This is a genomic window from Pseudomonas sp. PB105 (assembly GCF_009764655.1).
In the GTDB taxonomy this organism is placed as follows: Bacteria; Pseudomonadota; Gammaproteobacteria; order Pseudomonadales; family Pseudomonadaceae; genus Aquipseudomonas; species Aquipseudomonas cyclaminis.
On the sequence record NZ_RWIO01000028.1, the window covers coordinates 129,076 to 146,701 of the forward strand.

Sequence of the window (17,626 nt, forward strand, 5' to 3'; positions counted from 1 at the left end):
TCTCAGATTCGATTCACAGCGATTTGCGGCATCTCGTCGGCGGCATTCAGTTCACGCACGGCGATATAACGTTCGCTGCGACGGGTGCGATCCAGCACCTGTCCTACCAATTGGCCACAGGCGGCGTCGATGTCTTCACCACGGGTGGTGCGTACGGTGACGTTGTAGCCGGCCTGGTGCAGTTGATCCTGGAAACGACGGATGGCGTTGTTGCTCGGCCGCTCGTAGCCAGAATGGGGAAACGGGTTAAACGGGATCAGGTTGATTTTGCACGGAGTGTTCTTGAGCAACTCGATCATCTCGACCGCGTGCTCGACCTTGTCGTTGATGTCCTTGAGCATGGTGTACTCAATGGTCAATACGCGCTTCTCACCCAAGGTCGCCATGTAGCGCTGGCAGGATTCGAGCAGCATCTTAAGCGGATACTTCTTGTTGATCGGCACCAATTGGTTACGCAATGCGTCATTGGGTGCGTGCAGCGACAACGCCAGGGAGACGTCGATGTGCTTGGCCAGCTCATCGATCATCGGTACCACGCCGGAGGTCGATAGGGTCACACGGCGCTTGGAAATGCCGTAGCCCAGGTCGTCCATCATCAGGTGCATGGCCGCAATCACGTTGTCGAAGTTCAGCAGCGGCTCACCCATGCCCATCATCACCACGTTGGTGATGGCACGGTCGACGGTCGCCGGGACGCTGCCAAAGGATTTGTTGGCAATCCACACCTGGCCGATGACTTCGGCGGCAGTGAGGTTGCTATTGAAGCCTTGCTTGCCGGTGGAGCAGAAACTGCAATCCAGGGCACAGCCTGCCTGGGACGAAACGCACAAGGTGCCACGTTTGCCCTGGGGGATGTACACGGTCTCGACGCAGCTGCCGGACGCCACGCGCACTACCCATTTACGGGTACCGTCGGTGGAGATGTCCTCGCTGACCACTTCGGGACCACGGACCTCAGCAATGCTCTTGAGCTTGTCGCGCAAGGCCTTGCTGACGTTCGTCATGGCGTCGAAATCGTCGACACCAAAGTGGTGAATCCATTTCATTACCTGACCGGCACGGAAGCGCTTCTCCCCGATTGAGTCGAAGAATTTCTCCATTTCCGGCTGGGTCAGACCCAGCAGGTTGGTTTTAACAGTCGATGTAGTCATGGATTCACCCTCACTCTTTAAGCCAATGCTTAGCGAGCGGTTACTTCAGTAGCAGCGAAAAAGTACGAGATTTCGCGAGCAGCGGCAGCTTCGGAGTCCGAGCCGTGTACAGCGTTGGCGTCGATGGATTCAGCGAAGTCAGCACGGATGGTGCCGGCAGCAGCTTCTTTAGGGTTGGTGGCGCCCATCAGCTCACGGTTCAGAGCGATAGCGTTTTCGCCTTCCAGAACCTGAACAACAACAGGACCGGAGATCATGAAGGCAACCAGGTCGCCGAAGAAGCCACGAGCGCTGTGCTCAGCGTAGAAGCCTTCAGCTTCAGCCTTGGACAGTTGCTTGAGTTTCGAAGCTACAACCTTCAGGCCGGCTTTTTCGAAACGAGTGGTGATCTCGCCGATGACGTTTTTTGCAACAGCGTCAGGCTTGATGATGGAGAAAGTACGTTGAACAGCCATGGTGTAACTCCAGAAACGGTAATTTACGAAAAATTAAACCCGCGAATTATACGCGGGTTATTGGGTATTGCCTAACTGCGTAAAAAGGCGGTTCAGTCTGCTTCTTCGATCCACAGGCCTTGAATCGCCTCCAGGACCTTCTCGCCACCCCGATCAGGGATGTCGTCGAAATCCGGCAGTGCCATTACGAGGTCACGCAGTTTGACGAAGTTCACCGTAAGAGGATTGACCTCAGGGTGAGCTTCCGCAAGTTGTATAGCGATTTCTTGTACATCAACCCATTTCAGGCTCATGACAGTTCCTTGAATCAATGCGGCGCTTCGGCTGCATGGTTGAGCGAATATTTCGGGATTTCGACAGTAAGGTCTTCAGTCCCGACCTTTGCCTGACAGCTCAGACGCGACGTCGGCTCCAGGCCCCACGCCCTATCAAGATAGTCTTCTTCCAGGTCATCAGCCTCATTGAGGCTGTCGAAACCTTCACGAATGATGCAGTGACAAGTGGTGCAGGCATTCACGCCGCCACAGGCACTTTCGATCTCGATATGGTTGTCATGCGCGACGTCGAGCAGGGACTTGCCGGTCTCAGCCTCCACGACCATGCCCTCAGGGCAATGCTCGGCGTGCGGCAGAAAAGTAACCTTCGGCATTAATTATTCCTCGATTTCATTCAGGTTGCGCCCGGCCAGTGCGGCTTTCACCGTCTGGTCCATGCGCCGGGCGGCAAAGGCATCAGTCACTTGCGACAAGCGCTTGGTCTGCTGTTCGATGGCGTAACCATCGTTGCCTTTCATCAATTCGGCCAGCTCTTGCATCTGCAGGTCGATGACCATGCGTTCTTCGGCATCCAGCAAGCGCTCGCCGTCGACCTCAAGGGCGCCCTGCACCGCTTCAAGCAGGCGCTGGGCGTCCACTTGCTGCTCGCGCAGCACACGGGCGACCTTGTCGTCACCGGCATACTGGAACGAGTCCTTGAGCATTTTGGCGATTTCGCCGTCGGTGAGGCCGTAGGACGGCTTGACCTGGATACTGGCTTCAACGCCCGAACCCAGTTCACGGGCAGCGACACTGAGCAAGCCGTCGGCGTCGACCTGGAAGGTCACGCGAATCTTCGCAGCCCCGGCAACCATGGCCGGGATGCCACGCAATTCAAAGCGCGCCAGGGAGCGGCAGTCACTGATCAGCTCACGCTCACCTTGCAGCACATGAATCATCATGGCCGTCTGGCCGTCTTTGTAAGTGGTGAAGTCCTGGGCGCGGGCGACGGGAATGGTGGTGTTACGTGGGATCACCTTCTCCATCAGGCCGCCCATGGTTTCCAGGCCCAGCGACAATGGAATCACGTCGAGGAGCAGCAGTTCGCCACCCTCGCGTTTGTTGCCGGCCAGGGTATCGGCCTGGATCGCGGCGCCGATGGCGACCACTTGATCCGGGTCGATTTCGGTCAGCGGCTGGCGACCAAAGGCTTCAGCCACGGCGTCACGAACACGCGGTACACGCGTCGAACCGCCAACCATAACCACCGCACCAACCTCTTCCAGCTCGATACCGGAATCACGTACGGCGCGGCGACAGGCCTTGAGGCTGCGAGCAACCATTGGCTCGATCAAGGCGTCAAAGGCATCCCGCGTCAGCGGGGCCGACCAGCTACCGTAGGAAACGTCAACAGAGGAGGCGTCAGTCAGCGCTTCTTTAGCGGCACAGGCGGTTTGCAGCAGGTTGCGCTGCGCGCCTGGATCCAGATCGGCGGACAAGCCGGCACTTGCAATGATCCAACCTGCGATGGCGTGGTCAAAGTCATCGCCGCCAAGGGCACTGTCGCCCCCGGTGGCCAGTACTTCGAACACACCGCCGGTCAGGCGCAGGATCGAAATATCAAACGTGCCGCCGCCCAAATCGTAAATGGCGACCAGGCCTTCGGCGTGCTGATCCAGCCCGTACGCCACAGCCGCAGCAGTCGGCTCGTTGAGCAGGCGCAGCACGTTGAGGCCGGCGAGTTTTGCCGCATCCTTGGTGGCTTGGCGCTGTGCGTCATCGAAATAGGCGGGAACCGTGATCACTGCGCCAACCAGTTCGCCACCCAAGGTGGTTTCTGCACGCTGGCGCAGCACCTTGAGGATATCGGCTGACACTTCCACCGGGCTTTTTGGGCCCTGGACGGTGTCGATGAACGGCATGTGCGATTCGCCACCGACAAAGCGGTACGGCAATTGGTCGCCGAGCTGCTTGACGTCGGACAATCCACGACCCATCAAGCGCTTGACCGACAGCACGGTGTTAAGCGGATCGGTAGACGCCGCCAGCTTGGCCGACTCACCGACTTCGGTGCGATCCGCGTGATAGCGTACGGCCGAGGGCAGGATGACTTGGCCATCAGCGTCGGGCAGCGGTTCGGACAGGCCACTGCGCAAGGCAGCAACCAGGGAATTGGTGGTGCCCAGGTCAATCCCCACCGCCAGGCGGCGCTGGTGCGGCTGAGGGCTTTGGCCGGGTTCGGCGATTTGCAGTAGTGCCATGGTAATCAGGTCTTATCTGTCTATCAGGCGTGCATCACGGGCAGCACTGGGTTAATCGTCGAGGCGCTCTTCTAGCTGGCGCACTTCGTAGGTGAGCTTGTCGAGGAACTGCATGCGCCGCATCAGGCGTTCGGCCTGCTCGCGTTGCGCAGCATCATCCCAACAGGCTGCGAAGCTTTCGTTGAGCTCATCCTGGGCCACTTTCAGACGACGCTTGAAGACAGCGACACCGGCCACATCGGCTTCGTCGTGCAGTTCTTCGAGCTCTTCGCGCCACTGCATCTGCTGCATCAGAAAGTCAGGATCATGCACCGTGACTTCAATCGGCAACTCGCCACCGTTCATCGCAAGCAGGTATCGCGCGCGCTTGGGTGGGTTTTTCAGTGTCTGATAGGCCTCGTTGAGGCTGGCCGACTGTTCCAGGGCCTGGCGTTGCTCACGCTCGGAAGCGTCAGCGAAGCGGTCCGGGTGCACCCCACGCGCCAACTCTCGGTAGCGCGTGGCAAGCTGCTCAAGGTCCAGCCGAAAACTCGGCTGCAGCTCGAATAAAGCGAAATGACAAGGAGTACCCACGAGTAGCCTCAGATGTTGAAGCTTTCGCCGCAGCCACACTCACCGCGTACGTTGGGGTTGTTGAACTTGAAACCTTCGTTCAACCCTTCCTTGACGAAATCGAGTTCGGTGCCGTCCAGGTAGGTCAGGCTTTTAGGGTCGATGATCACTTTCTCGCCGTGACTTTCGAACACCTGATCTTCCTCAACCACCTCGTCGACAAACTCCAGCACGTAGGCAAGGCCGGAACAGCCCGTGGTGCGAACACCCAGACGAATCCCCTCACCTTTACCGCGCCCATTCAGGGAGCGGCGAATGTGCTGCGCTGCCGCTTCTGTCATGCTGATAGCCATCGTTGACTCCTTACTCGTCGCCAAATGCTTAGATCAAGCCTTTCTTCTGCTTGTAGTCGCGAACGGCCGCCTTGATGGCGTCTTCAGCGAGTACGGAGCAGTGGATTTTCACTGGCGGCAGGGCCAGTTCTTCGGCCAGCTGGGTGTTGCTGATAGTCACAGCCTCATCCAGGGTCTTGCCTTTCATCCATTCGGTCGCCAGGGAGCTGGAGGCGATGGCCGAGCCGCAGCCGTAAGTCTTGAACTTGGCGTCTTCGATAACGCCAGCTTCGTTGACCTTGATCTGCAGGCGCATCACATCGCCGCACGCCGGGGCGCCGACCATGCCGGTGCCGACATCAGGATCTTCCGCGTTCATCTTGCCGACGTTGCGCGGGTTTTCGTAGTGGTCGATGACCTTTTCGCTGTAAGCCATGGTACTGAATCCTCACTCATCAGGGCCGCTCTGGAACCCTGTAAAAACGTCTGCGTTTACCGCCACGTTCCTACAGAGCTTGGGTGGCGGCTTCTATATTTAGTGTGCCGCCCACTCGATCTTGGAAATATCGACACCGTCTTTGAACATGTCCCACAGCGGCGACAGAACACGCAGCTTGTTGACGGCTTCGCAGACTTTCTGCGCGGCATAGTCGACTTGCTCTTCAGTGGTGAAGCGGCCGAAGGTAAAGCGGATCGAGCTGTGTGCCAGCTCGTCGTTGCGGCCCAGGGCGCGCAGTACGTACGAAGGCTCAAGCGAGGCCGAGGTGCAGGCCGAACCGGACGAAACCGCCAGATCCTTGAGCGCCATGATCAGCGACTCGCCTTCGACGTAGTTGAAGCTCAAATTCAGGTTGTGCGGTACGCGGGCGGTCATGCTGCCGTTGATGTACAGCTCTTCAAGGTTCTCGACCTGCTTGTAGAAGCGATCGCTCAGGGCCTTGATGCGTACGTTTTCGGCAGCCATGTCTTCCTTGGCCACGCGGAAGGCTTCGCCCATGCCGACGATCTGGTGGGTCGCCAGGGTGCCCGAGCGCATGCCGCGCTCGTGACCGCCGCCGTGCATGGTGGCTTCGATACGTACGCGCGGCTTGCGGCTTACGTAGAGGGCACCAATGCCTTTAGGGCCGTAGGTCTTGTGGGCCGAGAACGACATCAGGTCGACTTTCAGCTTGGACAGGTCGATGTCGACCTTGCCGGTGGACTGGGCAGCATCGACATGCAGCAGAATGCCCTTGGAGCGGGTCAGTTCGCCGATGGCGGCGATGTCGTTGATGGTGCCGATTTCGTTGTTCACGTGGATCACGGAAACCAGGATGGTGTCTTCACGCAGCGCGGCTTCAATCATGGCCGGGGTGACGATACCGTCGGTGGTTGGCTCAAGGTAGGTAACCTCGAAACCTTCACGCTCCAGTTGGCGCATGGTGTCGAGGACAGCCTTGTGCTCAATCTTGGTGGTGATCAGGTGCTTGCCTTTGGTCGCATAGAAATGCGCCGCGCCCTTGATTGCCAGGTTGTCGGACTCGGTGGCACCGGAAGTCCAGACGATTTCGCGCGGATCGGCATTGACCAGGTCAGCGACCTGGCGACGAGCGTTCTCGACCGCTTCCTCGGCTTTCCAGCCGAATACGTGGGAACGGGAGGCCGGGTTGCCGAAGTTTCCGTCAACCAGCAGGCATTCACTCATCTTTTGCGCGACACGCGGATCAACCGGGGTGGTCGCTGAGTAATCAAGGTAAATCGGCAATTTCATGGACTTTCTCCTAAATCAGGCTGGCTGGCGTGCCGTTAGCTCTTCGGCTGTCACTCGACGGCGGACGCTTCAATCTTGTCCAGACGCGGCGCCTTGGTGTTGCAACGGCGCTGGTCCTGACGCTGGGCTACTTCTTGCACCTCACGGCGAGTCACAAGATCAGCCAAGCTGATACCACTCAAAAACTCATGGATCTGCAGGCTCAAGTCACACCACAGATGGTGTGTCAGGCAGGTGTCGCCAGCGTGGCAGTCACCCAAGCCTTGGCATTTGGTCGCGTCGACGGATTCGTTGACCGCATCGATCACCTGAGCCACCTGGATGCCCTGCATATCGCGGGACAGCTGATAGCCGCCACCCGGCCCACGCACGCTGGAGACCAGATTGCTACGACGCAATTTGGCGAACAGTTGCTCAAGATAGGACAGGGAAATGCCTTGGCGCTCGGAGATATCAGCCAGGGACACCGGCCCAGTTTGCGCGTGCAAGGCCAGGTCGAGCATGGCAGTCACCGCGTATCGGCCTTTTGTAGTCAGTCTCATGGACAATTACCAAGGTGTTTCAGAATGTGGGCAAGTATGCGATTCCCGAGTATTTAAGTCAACTATAAGACCTAGTACTTTAGTCAGGATTACCCGTAAAAAGGGCGCGCGAATCATAGCAGGATAGGGTGGGATCGAACAGCGCAACCAGGCCTGCTGCAAGACCACTGAGCCAATGGAGATCAAATGTGGGAGCTGGCTTGCCAGCGATAGCAGCCTAGTCAGTTAACTTATAGGCTGCTGGCCCACCGCTATCGCAGGCAAGCCAGCTCCCACAAGGGACCGCGCTCAGCCTGCCTTGGTGGTAGCGGCTTCGTCCTTGATTTCAGCAAAATCTTCTTCACGCAGTGAAGGCAAGTCTTTGGCACAGTACGGGCTGCCCAACTCCTTCAGCGCGCCGCACATACCGTCCAGCTTGCCGTCCACCGCTTGAAGATGGTCGAGCAACTGACCAATGGCACGAGCGACCGGATCGGGCATGTCTTCGCTGACACCGTAGGCATCGAAGCCGATCTTCTCGGCCATGGCCTTGCGCTTGGCTTCCTGCTCATCGCCCACTTCCGGCTTGACAATGATCCGACCGGGAATACCCACCACGGTGGCACCGGCCGGCACGGCCTTCGTAACCACAGCGTTGGAGCCGACTTTGGCACCAGCCCCCACCGTGAAAGGACCCAGCACCTTGGCCCCCGCACCCACCACCACACCATCTTCCAGCGTCGGGTGGCGCTTACCCTTGTTCCAACTGGTGCCGCCCAGGGTCACGCCCTGGTACAGGGTGACGTCGTCACCAATCTCAGCGGTTTCGCCGATAACAATGCCCATGCCATGGTCGATAAAGAAGCGGCGTCCCACCTTGGCCCCCGGGTGAATCTCGATCCCGGTCATCCAGCGACCAAAGTTCGACACCAGCCGCGCCAGCCATTTCCAGCCCATACCCCACAAGGCGCCGGACAGGCGATGGATCCAGATAGCGTGCATGCCCGGATAGCAGGTCAGCACTTCAAAGGCGTTGCGCGCCGCAGGGTCACGGTGGAAAACACTCTGGATATCTTCTCGCAAACGCTCGAACATTTTTAATCCTTCCGCTTAAGAAGCTCGCCACGGGCCGCTTTCTGGGTTTCCGTGAGGATGCCACGCAATATATTCATTTCCGCCCGACTTACCGAGCTGCGTCCGTACAACCGACGCAGGCGCGCCATCAAGTGCCGTGGTTTTTCAGGATCAAGGAATTCGATCGCCACCAGGGTTTGCTCCAGGTGCTCATAGAACCGCTCAAGTTCGTCCATGGTGGCCAGTTCGCCACTCTTGGTCGAAGCAACCTCTTCCTTCTCCATTTTGCTTGGCTGGCCGGCAGCCGCCAGCCACGCCATGCGCACTTCGTAAGTCAGCACCTGCACCGCCGCCCCGAGGTTCAGCGAACTGAACTCAGGGTCTGATGGGATGTGCACGTGGTAGTGACATCGCTGCAGCTCCTCATTGGTGAGGCCAGAGTCTTCACGACCAAACACCAAAGCGATTTCTGCGCCACCAGCCGCCTCTTCCACCACTTTGTTGCCGCACTCACGGGGATCCAACAGCGGCCAGGGGATACGACGGTCACGGGCGCTGGTACCGAGCACCAGGTTGCAGCCGACCAAGGCATCCTCCAAGGTGGCCACGACCTGGGCTTTTTCAAGGATGTCATTGGCACCGGATGCGCGGGCATCGGCCTCGTGATGCGGAAACACGCGCGGCTCAACCAGCACCAGGCGCGTCAGCCCCATGTTTTTCATGGCTCGCGCCACCCCACCGATATTGCCGGGATGACTGGTATTGACCAAGACGACACGAATGTTTTGCAGCAAGGGAGGCGCTCTCGGACACGGGAAAGGGGAGCAAATCTTACAGAACCGCCTAAGGTTATGCCATGAAAGCTAACGTCGTCCTTCACCTGAAGAAAGTTTCTGCTAGAATGCCCGGCTTTCTTTAACAACCTTAGGTGACACATCCATGCAGCCCATGCTGAATATCGCGCTGCGCGCCGCCCGCAGCGCCAGTGAATTGATCTTCCGCTCCATCGAGCGCCTGGATACCATCAAGGTCGACGAAAAAGACGCCAAGGATTATGTATCCGAGGTGGACCGCGCCGCCGAACAGAAAATCATCGACGCGTTGCGCAAGGCCTACCCTACCCACGGCATCCTCGGCGAGGAAACCGGCCTGCACAAAGGCAGCGGCGAAGGCGAAGACTACCTGTGGATCATCGACCCACTGGATGGCACCACCAACTTCCTGCGCGGCATCCCGCACTTTGCCGTCAGCATCGCGTGCAAATACCGTGGTCGCCTGGAACATGCCGTCGTCCTCGACCCGGTTCGCCAGGAAGAATTCACCGCCAGCCGTGGCCGTGGCGCCCAGTTGAACGGTCGCCGCCTGCGTGTCAGCGGCCGCACCAGCCTGGACGGCGCCCTCCTGGGTACCGGCTTCCCGTTCCGTGACGACCAAATGGACAACCTGGAAAACTACCTGGGCATGTTCCGCGCCCTGGTGGGCCAGACCGCCGGTATCCGTCGCGCCGGCACCGCAAGCCTGGATCTGGCTTATGTTGCCGCCGGTCGTTTTGATGCGTTCTGGGAGTCGGGCCTGTCCGAGTGGGATATGGCTGCAGGCGCCCTGCTGATCCAGGAAGCCGGCGGTTTGGTGAGCGACTTCACCGGCGGTCACGACTTCCTGGAAAAAGGCCACGTCGTTGCCGGCAACACCAAATGCTTCAAGGCAGTGCTGACGGCGATCCAGCCGCACCTGCCGGCTTCGCTGAAGCGCTAAGCGAGCGAGCACAAAAAAGCACCCCAAGGGGGTGCTTTTTTATGCCCGGGATTTGAGCCAGACCCATGCATCAGCAGCAACACTTAACAAATGTGGGAGGGGGCTTGCCCCCGATTGCAGTGGGTCAGCAAATAACTGGCTGACTGATCCACCGCTATCGGGGGCAAGCCCCCTCCCACATTTTGAAGCTCACAAGCGTTGAGGCCTGTGCCAGACTCAGATTACTGCTGGTTCTGACCGAGGATCAGACGACCCTCTTTGTCCACTGGAATCTGACCACCCGGATCACGATCCATGCGCACCGAACCTTCCTTGCCGTCAAGGTTGTAACGCACGTCATAACCAACAACCTTGTCGCTGATATCGTTGACGGTGTTACAACGGGTTTGCGTGGTGGTGTAAGTATCACGGTTCTGCATGCCTTCCTGAACCTTGTTACCGGCGTAACCACCGCCGACGGCACCGGCTACAGTGGCCAGCTTCTTACCGTTACCCCCACCGATCTGGTTACCCAGCAAGCCACCAGCCAGGGCGCCAACCACGGTACCGGCAATCTGATGCTGGTCCTGTACCGGACGCTGACGCGTCACGGCGACGTCCTTGCAGACTTCACGAGGGGTCTTGATCTGGGTTTTTACCGGCTGCACTGCCAGCACTTGCGCATACTCAGGGCCGCTTTTTACCAGGCTGTAGGTGGCGACAGCACCCCCGGCAGTCACACCGACAGCACCCAATACCGCACCAACCAGTAACGACTTGTTCACGTTGAACCTCCTGACCATCACAAACGGACCGAAAGATCCGCGCTATACCCAGCCTTGGAGCAAAAAAAAAGGCACGAGTTCAATACTCGTGCCTTTCTTGTAACAGCAGATCAACAAGCACCCATCAAGGGCGGTCGTCGACCTCCTTGCCAGTCGCGGCCGGAGGGATCAAGTCTTCGCTGTTGAGGTTCAGCCAGATCAGCACCACGTTAGCGATGTAGATCGACGAGTAGGTACCCGCCAGAACGCCAATGAACAGCGCCAGGGAGAAGCCCCACAGGTTGTCGCCACCGAAGATCATCAGCGCAGCGATCGCCAACAAGGTGGAGATCGAAGTCGCCATGGTCCGCAGCAGCGTCTGGGTCGTGGAGATGTTGATGTTCTCGATCAACGTCGCCTTGCGCAGTACTCGGAAGTTCTCACGAACCCGGTCGAATACCACGATGGTGTCGTTGAGGGAGTAACCAATGATCGCCAGCACAGCAGCCAGTACGGTCAGGTCGAAGGTGATCTGGAAGTACGCCAGAATACCCACAGTCACGATCACGTCGTGGATCAGCGAAACAATGGCGCCGACACCGAACTTCCACTGAAAGCGGAACGCCAGGTAGATCATGATGCCGACCAGCGCCATCAGCATGCCGAGGCCGCCCTGGTCGCGCAGTTCTTCACCCACTTGCGGACCAACGAACTCGACGCGCTTGACCGATGCCGGGTTATCGCCGCCAACCTTCTGCAAGGCCTCGGCAACCTGGTGACCCAATTGCGGGTCTTCGCCTGGCATGCGCACCAGCAGGTCGGTGGTCGCACCAAAGCTCTGCACGACGGCTTCGTGATAACCAGCCTTGACCAGTTCGTTGCGCACCAGGGTAACGTCGGCCGGCTTCTCGTAGGTCAGCTCGATGAGCGTACCGCCGGTAAAGTCCAGACCGTAGTTCAGGCCCTTATGGAACCAGCTGAACAACGCCAGAACGGTAAGGAGCAGGGTGGCGCCGAACGCAATATTGCGAACGCCCATGAAGTTGATTGTACGTAACATGGCAGCCCCTTAAATCCACAACTTCTTGAAGTCACGCCCGCCAAAGATCAGGTTGACCATTGCGCGGGTCACCATGATGGCCGTGAACATCGAGGTAAAGATACCGAGGGACATAGTTACCGCAAAACCTTTGACCGGGCCGGTGCCCATCGCAAAGAGAATCCCGCCGACCAGCAGAGTGGTCAGGTTGGAGTCGAGAATTGCAGTAAATGCCCGGCCGAAGCCTTCGTTGATTGCGCGCTGTACGGTCATGCCCGCCGCGATCTCTTCACGAATCCGCGAGAAGATCAGTACGTTGGCGTCAACCGCCATACCCATGGTGAGCACGATACCGGCAATGCCCGGCAGGGTCAGTGTTGCGCCCAGCAGCGACATCAGAGCCAGCAGCATCACCATGTTGCCCGCCAAAGCGACGGTGGCGATGACGCCGAAGAAGCGGTAGATGGCGATGATGAACAGCGAGACGAACAACATGCCCCACAGCGCAGCATCCACGCCTTTGGTGATGTTGTCCGCACCCAGGCTCGGGCCGATGGTACGTTCTTCAGCGAAGTACATCGGTGCCGCCAGGCCACCGGCACGCAGCAGCAGTGCCAGCTCCGAGGATTCACCCTGGCCGTTCAGGCCAGTGATACGGAACTGAGCACCCAGCGGCGACTGAATAGTCGCCAGGCTGATGATCTTCTTCTCTTCCTTGAAGGTCTGCACCGGCACGTCTTTCTCGACGCCGTTGACGACCTGCTTGGTGTAGGTGGTGACAGGACGCTGCTCGATGAAGATCACCGCCATGCTGCGACCGACGTTGCTGCGCGTGGCGCGGCTCATCAGTTCGCCGCCATGACCATCCAGGCGGATGTTCACCTCAGGCGTGCCGTGCTCGCCGAAACCGGCCTTGGCGTCAGTTACCTGGTCACCGGTGATGATCAAGCCACGCTCGATCTGCGCCGGTGGACGATTGCCTTCGCGGAACTCGAATTCCTCGGAAGTGGCGCGAGAAGCACCTGGCTCAGCCGCAAGGCGGAATTCCAGGTTGGCGGTTTTACCCAGGATACGCTTGGCTTCAGCCGTGTCCTGCACGCCTGGCAGCTCAACCACGATGCGGTTTGCGCCCTGGCGCTGAACGATCGGCTCAGCCACACCCAGCTCGTTGACGCGGTTACGTACTGTGGTCAAGTTCTGCTTGATGGAGTACTCGCGGATTTCCGCGATCTTGGCCGGGCTCATCGCCAGACGCAGTACAGCCTGACCATTCAGGTCAGCCGGTACGATGTCGAAATCGTTGAAGTTCTTGCGGATCAGCGCACGGGCCTGTTCGCGGGAAGCTTCATCAGAGAAGCCCAGCTGGATGGCACCGTTAAGCTGCGGCAGGCTGCGATAACGCAGCTTCTCTTTACGCAGCAGGCTCTTCACGTCGCCTTCGTAGACTTTCAGGCGCGCGTCGAGGGCTTTGTCCATGTCGACTTCCAACAGGAAGTGCACACCACCGGACAAGTCCAGACCCAGCTTCATCGGGTGCGCGCCAATGCTGCGCAGCCATTGTGGCGTGGTCTGTGCCAGGTTCAGTGCAACGACGTAGTCGTCACCCATGGCCTTGCGCACGACATCTTTTGCCGGCAATTGGTCTTCTTGCTTGGTCAGGCGCAACAAGCCGCCCTTCGCACCAGCTGCCAATGTTGCCGCTTTAACCTGGATACCCGCATCGGTGAGCGCTTTGCTCGCGCGGTCCAGATCAGCCTGGTTGACCTGCAACGAAGTGCTGGCGCCAGTGATCTGGATCGCCGGGTCATCAGGATAGAGATTGGGAGCGGAATAAATAAAACCGATCGCCAGCACCGCCAGGATCAGTACGTATTTCCACAGAGGGTATTTGTTCAGCATCACGCCGCCCGCTTATAACGCGGGGCGCCTTGCGCGCCCCGTCGATTGGTAAAGGTTGTTACTCAGATCGCTTTGAGCGTGCCTTTTGGCAGCGTGGCGGCGATGGCGCCTTTCTGGAACTTCATTTCTACGGTGTCGGAGACTTCCAGAACCACGAAAGCGTCGGAAACCTTGGTGATCTTGCCGGCGATGCCGCCAGTGGTCACAACTTCGTCACCTTTTTGCAGGCTGCCGAGCAGGTTTTTCTGCTCTTTGGCGCGCTTGGCCTGTGGACGCCAGATCATCAGGTAGAAGATGACCAGGAAGCCGACCAGGAAAATCCACTCGAAACCACCGCCCATAGGACCGGCAGCGGCAGGCGCAGCGGCGTCAGCCATGGCGTTAGAGATAAAAAAGCTCATTTAGCACTCCAGTTGCAAATAGTGAATCTTAGGGTCGGGAAACTCAGTCCAAGGGCGGCACAGGGAGCCCGCGCTTGGCATAGAAGGCATCGACGAAGGCGGCCAATGTACCCTGTTGAATAGCCTCGCGCAAACCAGCCATCAGGACTTGGTAATGACGCAAATTGTGGATGGTATTCAACATGCTACCCAGCATTTCCCCGCATTTGTCCAGATGGTGCAGATAAGCACGGGAGAAGTTCTGGCAGGTGTAGCAATCACAGGTGGGATCCAGCGGCGAATCATCATGGCGATGGAACGCGTTACGGATCTTCAGCACGCCTGTATCGATGAACAGATGCCCATTGCGGGCATTACGGGTTGGCATCACGCAATCGAACATGTCCACACCGCGGCGCACACCCTCTACGAGATCTTCCGGTTTGCCAACGCCCATAAGGTAACGAGGTTTGTCAGCAGGCATCAGGCCTGGCAAGTAGTCCAGCACCTTGATCATCTCGTGCTTGGGTTCGCCTACCGACAAACCGCCGATGGCCAGACCATCGAAGCCGATTTTGTCGAGGCCTTCCAGCGAGCGTTTACGCAGGCTTTCGTGCATGCCGCCCTGGACGATACCGAACAGCGCGGCAGTGTTGTCCCCGTGGGCGTTCTTCGAACGCTGGGCCCAACGCAGGGACAGCTCCATGGAAATTCGCGCGACGTCTTCGTCGGCCGGGTACGGCGTGCATTCGTCGAAGATCATCACGATGTCGGAGCCCAGGTCACGCTGCACCTGCATGGACTCTTCGGGACCCATGAATACTTTGGAGCCGTCCACCGGCGAGGCGAAGGTCACGCCCTCTTCCTTGATCTTGCGCATGGCGCCCAGGCTGAACACCTGGAAACCACCGGAGTCGGTGAGGATCGGGCCTTGCCACTTCATGAAGTCATGCAGGTCGCCATGCTTCTTGATCACTTCCGTGCCCGGGCGCAGCCATAGGTGGAAGGTGTTGCCGAGGATGATTTCGGCACCGGTGGCGACGATGTCGCGAGGCAGCATGCCCTTGACGGTGCCGTAGGTGCCAACCGGCATGAACGCCGGGGTCTCTACGGTGCCGCGCGGGAAGGTCAGGCGACCACGACGGGCCTTGCCGTCGGTGGCCAATAATTCAAACGACATACGACTCATAAGGTCCCCTCTGGGCCGCGTGGCTCCGGATTGCGGGTGATAAACATCGCATCACCGTAGCTGAAAAAACGGTATCCATTGTCGATGGCAGCCTGGTAAGCGGCCATGGTTTCGGGATAACCGGCAAATGCCGACACCAGCATCAATAGCGTGGATTCCGGCAAATGGAAGTTGGTCACCAGGCAGTCGACCACATGGAACGGCCGGCCTGGGAAAATAAAGATATCGGTGTCGCCACTGAATGGCTTGAGCACGCCGTCGCGTGCCGCACTTTCCAGGGAGCGCACGCTGGTGGTGCCCACCGCCACCACACGCCCTCCACGCGCCTTGCACGCAGCGACTGCATCGACCACAGCCTGACTGACTTCCAGCCATTCGCTGTGCATATGATGGTCTTCGATGTTATCCACACGCACCGGCTGAAACGTGCCGGCCCCCACGTGCAGGGTCACATAGGCAGTCTCGACGCCCTTGGCGGCAATCGCTTCCAACAACGGCTGATCAAAATGCAGCCCGGCAGTCGGCGCAGCTACTGCACCGAGGCGCTGGGAGTAAACCGTCTGATAACGCTCACGGTCCGAATCTTCATCAGGGCGGTCGATGTACGGAGGCAACGGCATATGGCCGACACGCTCCAACAGGGGCAACACTTCTTCGGCGAACTTGAGTTCGAACAGTGCGTCATGACGCGCGACCATTTCAGCTTCGCCACCGCCGTCGATGAGGATGCTTGAACCTGGCTTCGGCGATTTACTGGAGCGCACATGGGCCAGGACGCGATGAGTGTCGAGCACACGCTCCACCAGAATCTCCAGCTTTCCGCCGGAAGCCTTCTGGCCAAACAGCCGTGCCGGAATCACCCGGGTATTGTTGAACACCATCAAGTCACCTGGGCGTAAATGCTCAAGCAAATCAGTGAATTGACGGTGTGCGAGGGCACCGCTGACCCCGTCCAGGGTCAGCAGTCGACTGGCGCGACGCTCGGCCAAAGGGTGGCGAGCGATCAGCGAATCAGGCAGTTCAAAAGTAAAGTCAGCAACGCGCATGATGGGGTTCGTCTAGCAGGGCCCGGAAGTCTAGCGGAAATAGTGAAAATAGACCATGAAACGTGATTGACCAACGGTAATCTCATCTCTATACTTCGCCGCCATTGAGCCCTGATGGCGGAATTGGTAGACGCGGCGGATTCAAAATCCGTTTTCGAAAGGAGTGGGAGTTCGAGTCTCCCTCGGGGCACCATCTTAAAGAAAGACCTTGAATTTCAAGGTCTTTTTTTTCGTCTGCAAAAAAGTAAAAACATGTCGCCAGGGGGCCGCATAAGCGCTCAGAAGACCGGACCAGGCGCAAACCAACCCCAAGATAGTTACAAACCTTAAAAGCCAGTGAGCGCGCTTAGGAACCGCGAGAGTCTTGTGATGACATAGCCTCCCCTTCTCCCCCTATCAGCACACATAAGCAAACGAGCGAACCTTGACTTGAATATGGTCAACCTCACCTACCGTATTGCCGTGGTATGAAGTCAGGTATCCGAGTCGGAACTAGGTTACCAACAGGGCAAGCATGGCTTCTTCAATCAGTTTATCGTCGTACTTCATGATCGCTGCTCCGCTCGTTCTTTGAATTCAAAGTAAACCCTGCCGACCATCAAGATGGACAGCACGTTGCGATACCGGCGAGCCGTTCCAGGACAATAAAGCTTCGCAATCCTCAACCGAAGACGCTGTCGGCAGCCACCCATATTTTGCGCCTCGACAACCTTGCGTCGCGCATGTGCCCAACAGCCTAAACGTTCGACACCGGATTACACACCCAAGGCGTTGTCGGTCATCAGGTAGCCACGACAGCTTTCGAGCAGGCGCTACGGAACCTCATGCGCCCGGCTAGCCTAGTAGTCAAACACGATAACGGGCTGATTCGGCCGCCCGCTGGCTTGCATCCACATCCAGGATTGGCTGGTCGGCTCTCGACCCAGTTCTATCATCATCTGACCCGCGTTTCGTCACAGTGGATCACCCAGCGCGCCGAGGTTTGGCGTGGAATATCGACGCCGTGGCGACACAGCACTTCGTTCATGTTTTGCGCGAGCGAACATTTGCGAACTTTTCGACCGCCCAAAACAAAACCCCTGTTTGCGTTAGCAAACAGGGGTTCTGGAATTTAATCTTGACGATGACCTACTCTCACATGGGGAAACCCCACACTACCATCGGCGATGCATCGTTTCACTACTGAGTTCGGGATGGGATCAGGTGGTTCCAATGCTCTATGGTC

Annotated in this window: 19 protein-coding genes, 1 tRNA gene, 1 rRNA gene and 1 pseudogene; 2 read left to right on the top strand and 20 right to left on the bottom strand. The window is 58.3% G+C overall.

The genetic code is table 11. The features are described 5' to 3' along the window. Positions 1 to 2 precede the first annotated feature (2 nt). From rlmN to trmJ, 12 genes are all read right to left on the bottom strand, one after another. Positions 3 to 1,151 carry a 23S rRNA (adenine(2503)-C(2))-methyltransferase RlmN gene (gene rlmN / locus EJD88_RS06080; RefSeq protein WP_112196677.1) on the bottom strand — a complete coding sequence of 383 codons (1,149 nt, stop codon included), beginning with the start codon at positions 1,149 to 1,151 and terminating at the stop codon, positions 3 to 5. 29 nt (positions 1,152 to 1,180) lie between these two features. Next, a complete protein-coding gene (gene ndk / locus EJD88_RS06085) occupies positions 1,181 to 1,606 on the bottom strand; it encodes a nucleoside-diphosphate kinase (protein WP_003175956.1) in 426 nt (141 codons plus the stop codon). Between the two features lie 92 nt (positions 1,607 to 1,698). Further along, on the bottom strand, positions 1,699 to 1,899 hold the full coding sequence (iscX, locus tag EJD88_RS06090) for a Fe-S cluster assembly protein IscX (RefSeq protein WP_034128025.1): 201 nt from the start codon (positions 1,897 to 1,899) through the stop codon (positions 1,699 to 1,701). A 14-nt stretch (positions 1,900 to 1,913) separates the two neighbouring features. Beyond that, entirely contained in the window at positions 1,914 to 2,255 is a 342-nt protein-coding gene (fdx, locus tag EJD88_RS06095; RefSeq protein WP_158877217.1) for an ISC system 2Fe-2S type ferredoxin, read from the bottom strand. A gap of 3 nt (positions 2,256 to 2,258) precedes the next feature. Next, complete coding sequence (gene hscA, locus EJD88_RS06100) at positions 2,259 to 4,121, bottom strand: Fe-S protein assembly chaperone HscA (RefSeq protein WP_158877218.1); 1,863 nt, start codon at positions 4,119 to 4,121, stop codon at positions 2,259 to 2,261. Positions 4,122 to 4,172: 51 nt separating this feature from the next. Beyond that, on the bottom strand, positions 4,173 to 4,694 hold the full coding sequence (gene hscB, locus EJD88_RS06105; protein WP_099585619.1) for a co-chaperone HscB: 522 nt from the start codon (positions 4,692 to 4,694) through the stop codon (positions 4,173 to 4,175). A gap of 8 nt (positions 4,695 to 4,702) precedes the next feature. Continuing rightward, the gene (gene iscA / locus EJD88_RS06110; RefSeq protein ID WP_003209680.1) at positions 4,703 to 5,026 is read right to left on the bottom strand and encodes an iron-sulfur cluster assembly protein IscA; all 324 of its coding nucleotides are present in this window, start codon (positions 5,024 to 5,026) and stop codon (positions 4,703 to 4,705) included. Between the two features lie 28 nt (positions 5,027 to 5,054). After that, entirely contained in the window at positions 5,055 to 5,441 is a 387-nt protein-coding gene (gene iscU / locus EJD88_RS06115; RefSeq protein WP_003209682.1) for a Fe-S cluster assembly scaffold IscU, read from the bottom strand. Positions 5,442 to 5,540: 99 nt separating this feature from the next. Further along, on the bottom strand, positions 5,541 to 6,755 hold the full coding sequence (locus EJD88_RS06120) for an IscS subfamily cysteine desulfurase (protein WP_112196678.1): 1,215 nt from the start codon (positions 6,753 to 6,755) through the stop codon (positions 5,541 to 5,543). A 50-nt stretch (positions 6,756 to 6,805) separates the two neighbouring features. Continuing rightward, positions 6,806 to 7,297: a Fe-S cluster assembly transcriptional regulator IscR gene (gene iscR, locus EJD88_RS06125; RefSeq protein ID WP_003194020.1), complete on the bottom strand. Its 492-nt coding sequence runs from the start codon at positions 7,295 to 7,297 to the stop codon at positions 6,806 to 6,808. A 288-nt stretch (positions 7,298 to 7,585) separates the two neighbouring features. Beyond that, positions 7,586 to 8,371, bottom strand: a complete 786-nt coding sequence (gene cysE / locus EJD88_RS06130; RefSeq protein ID WP_099585621.1) for a serine O-acetyltransferase — start codon at positions 8,369 to 8,371, stop codon at positions 7,586 to 7,588. A 2-nt stretch (positions 8,372 to 8,373) separates the two neighbouring features. Next, positions 8,374 to 9,144 carry a tRNA (cytosine(32)/uridine(32)-2'-O)-methyltransferase TrmJ gene (gene trmJ / locus EJD88_RS06135; protein ID WP_099585622.1) on the bottom strand — a complete coding sequence of 257 codons (771 nt, stop codon included), beginning with the start codon at positions 9,142 to 9,144 and terminating at the stop codon, positions 8,374 to 8,376. A gap of 145 nt (positions 9,145 to 9,289) precedes the next feature. Between trmJ and suhB the strand changes: the two genes are divergently transcribed. After that, positions 9,290 to 10,105, top strand: a complete 816-nt coding sequence (gene suhB / locus EJD88_RS06140; protein WP_033898639.1) for an inositol-phosphate phosphatase — start codon at positions 9,290 to 9,292, stop codon at positions 10,103 to 10,105. 221 nt (positions 10,106 to 10,326) lie between these two features. On the opposite strand, the gene EJD88_RS06145 is transcribed toward suhB, so the two are convergent. The 6 genes from EJD88_RS06145 to queA all read right to left on the bottom strand — a co-directional run bounded on the left by EJD88_RS06145 (position 10,327) and on the right by queA (position 16,401). Further along, complete coding sequence (locus tag EJD88_RS06145; RefSeq protein ID WP_003175972.1) at positions 10,327 to 10,869, bottom strand: glycine zipper 2TM domain-containing protein; 543 nt, start codon at positions 10,867 to 10,869, stop codon at positions 10,327 to 10,329. A gap of 124 nt (positions 10,870 to 10,993) precedes the next feature. After that, positions 10,994 to 11,908 carry a protein translocase subunit SecF gene (gene secF / locus EJD88_RS06150; RefSeq protein ID WP_158877219.1) on the bottom strand — a complete coding sequence of 305 codons (915 nt, stop codon included), beginning with the start codon at positions 11,906 to 11,908 and terminating at the stop codon, positions 10,994 to 10,996. Between the two features lie 9 nt (positions 11,909 to 11,917). Then, positions 11,918 to 13,786 (bottom strand): protein translocase subunit SecD, encoded by a 1,869-nt coding sequence (gene secD / locus EJD88_RS06155; protein ID WP_099585624.1) that lies wholly within the window; start codon positions 13,784 to 13,786, stop codon positions 11,918 to 11,920. 62 nt (positions 13,787 to 13,848) lie between these two features. Then, positions 13,849 to 14,187: a preprotein translocase subunit YajC gene (yajC, locus tag EJD88_RS06160; RefSeq protein ID WP_003175975.1), complete on the bottom strand. Its 339-nt coding sequence runs from the start codon at positions 14,185 to 14,187 to the stop codon at positions 13,849 to 13,851. A gap of 43 nt (positions 14,188 to 14,230) precedes the next feature. After that, the gene (tgt, locus tag EJD88_RS06165; RefSeq protein WP_003175976.1) at positions 14,231 to 15,346 is read right to left on the bottom strand and encodes a tRNA guanosine(34) transglycosylase Tgt; all 1,116 of its coding nucleotides are present in this window, start codon (positions 15,344 to 15,346) and stop codon (positions 14,231 to 14,233) included. A gap of 5 nt (positions 15,347 to 15,351) precedes the next feature. Next, the gene (queA, locus tag EJD88_RS06170) at positions 15,352 to 16,401 is read right to left on the bottom strand and encodes a tRNA preQ1(34) S-adenosylmethionine ribosyltransferase-isomerase QueA (protein WP_158877220.1); all 1,050 of its coding nucleotides are present in this window, start codon (positions 16,399 to 16,401) and stop codon (positions 15,352 to 15,354) included. Between the two features lie 108 nt (positions 16,402 to 16,509). Between queA and EJD88_RS06175 the strand changes: the two genes are divergently transcribed. Beyond that, a tRNA-Leu gene (locus EJD88_RS06175) sits at positions 16,510 to 16,594 on the top strand. A gap of 496 nt (positions 16,595 to 17,090) precedes the next feature. Here EJD88_RS06175 and EJD88_RS26985 read toward each other — a convergent pair. Then, positions 17,091 to 17,419: pseudogene (locus EJD88_RS26985) on the bottom strand (transposase); the annotation flags it as partial. Between the two features lie 97 nt (positions 17,420 to 17,516). Beyond that, positions 17,517 to 17,626 (bottom strand): 5S ribosomal RNA (gene rrf / locus EJD88_RS06185); the annotation flags it as partial.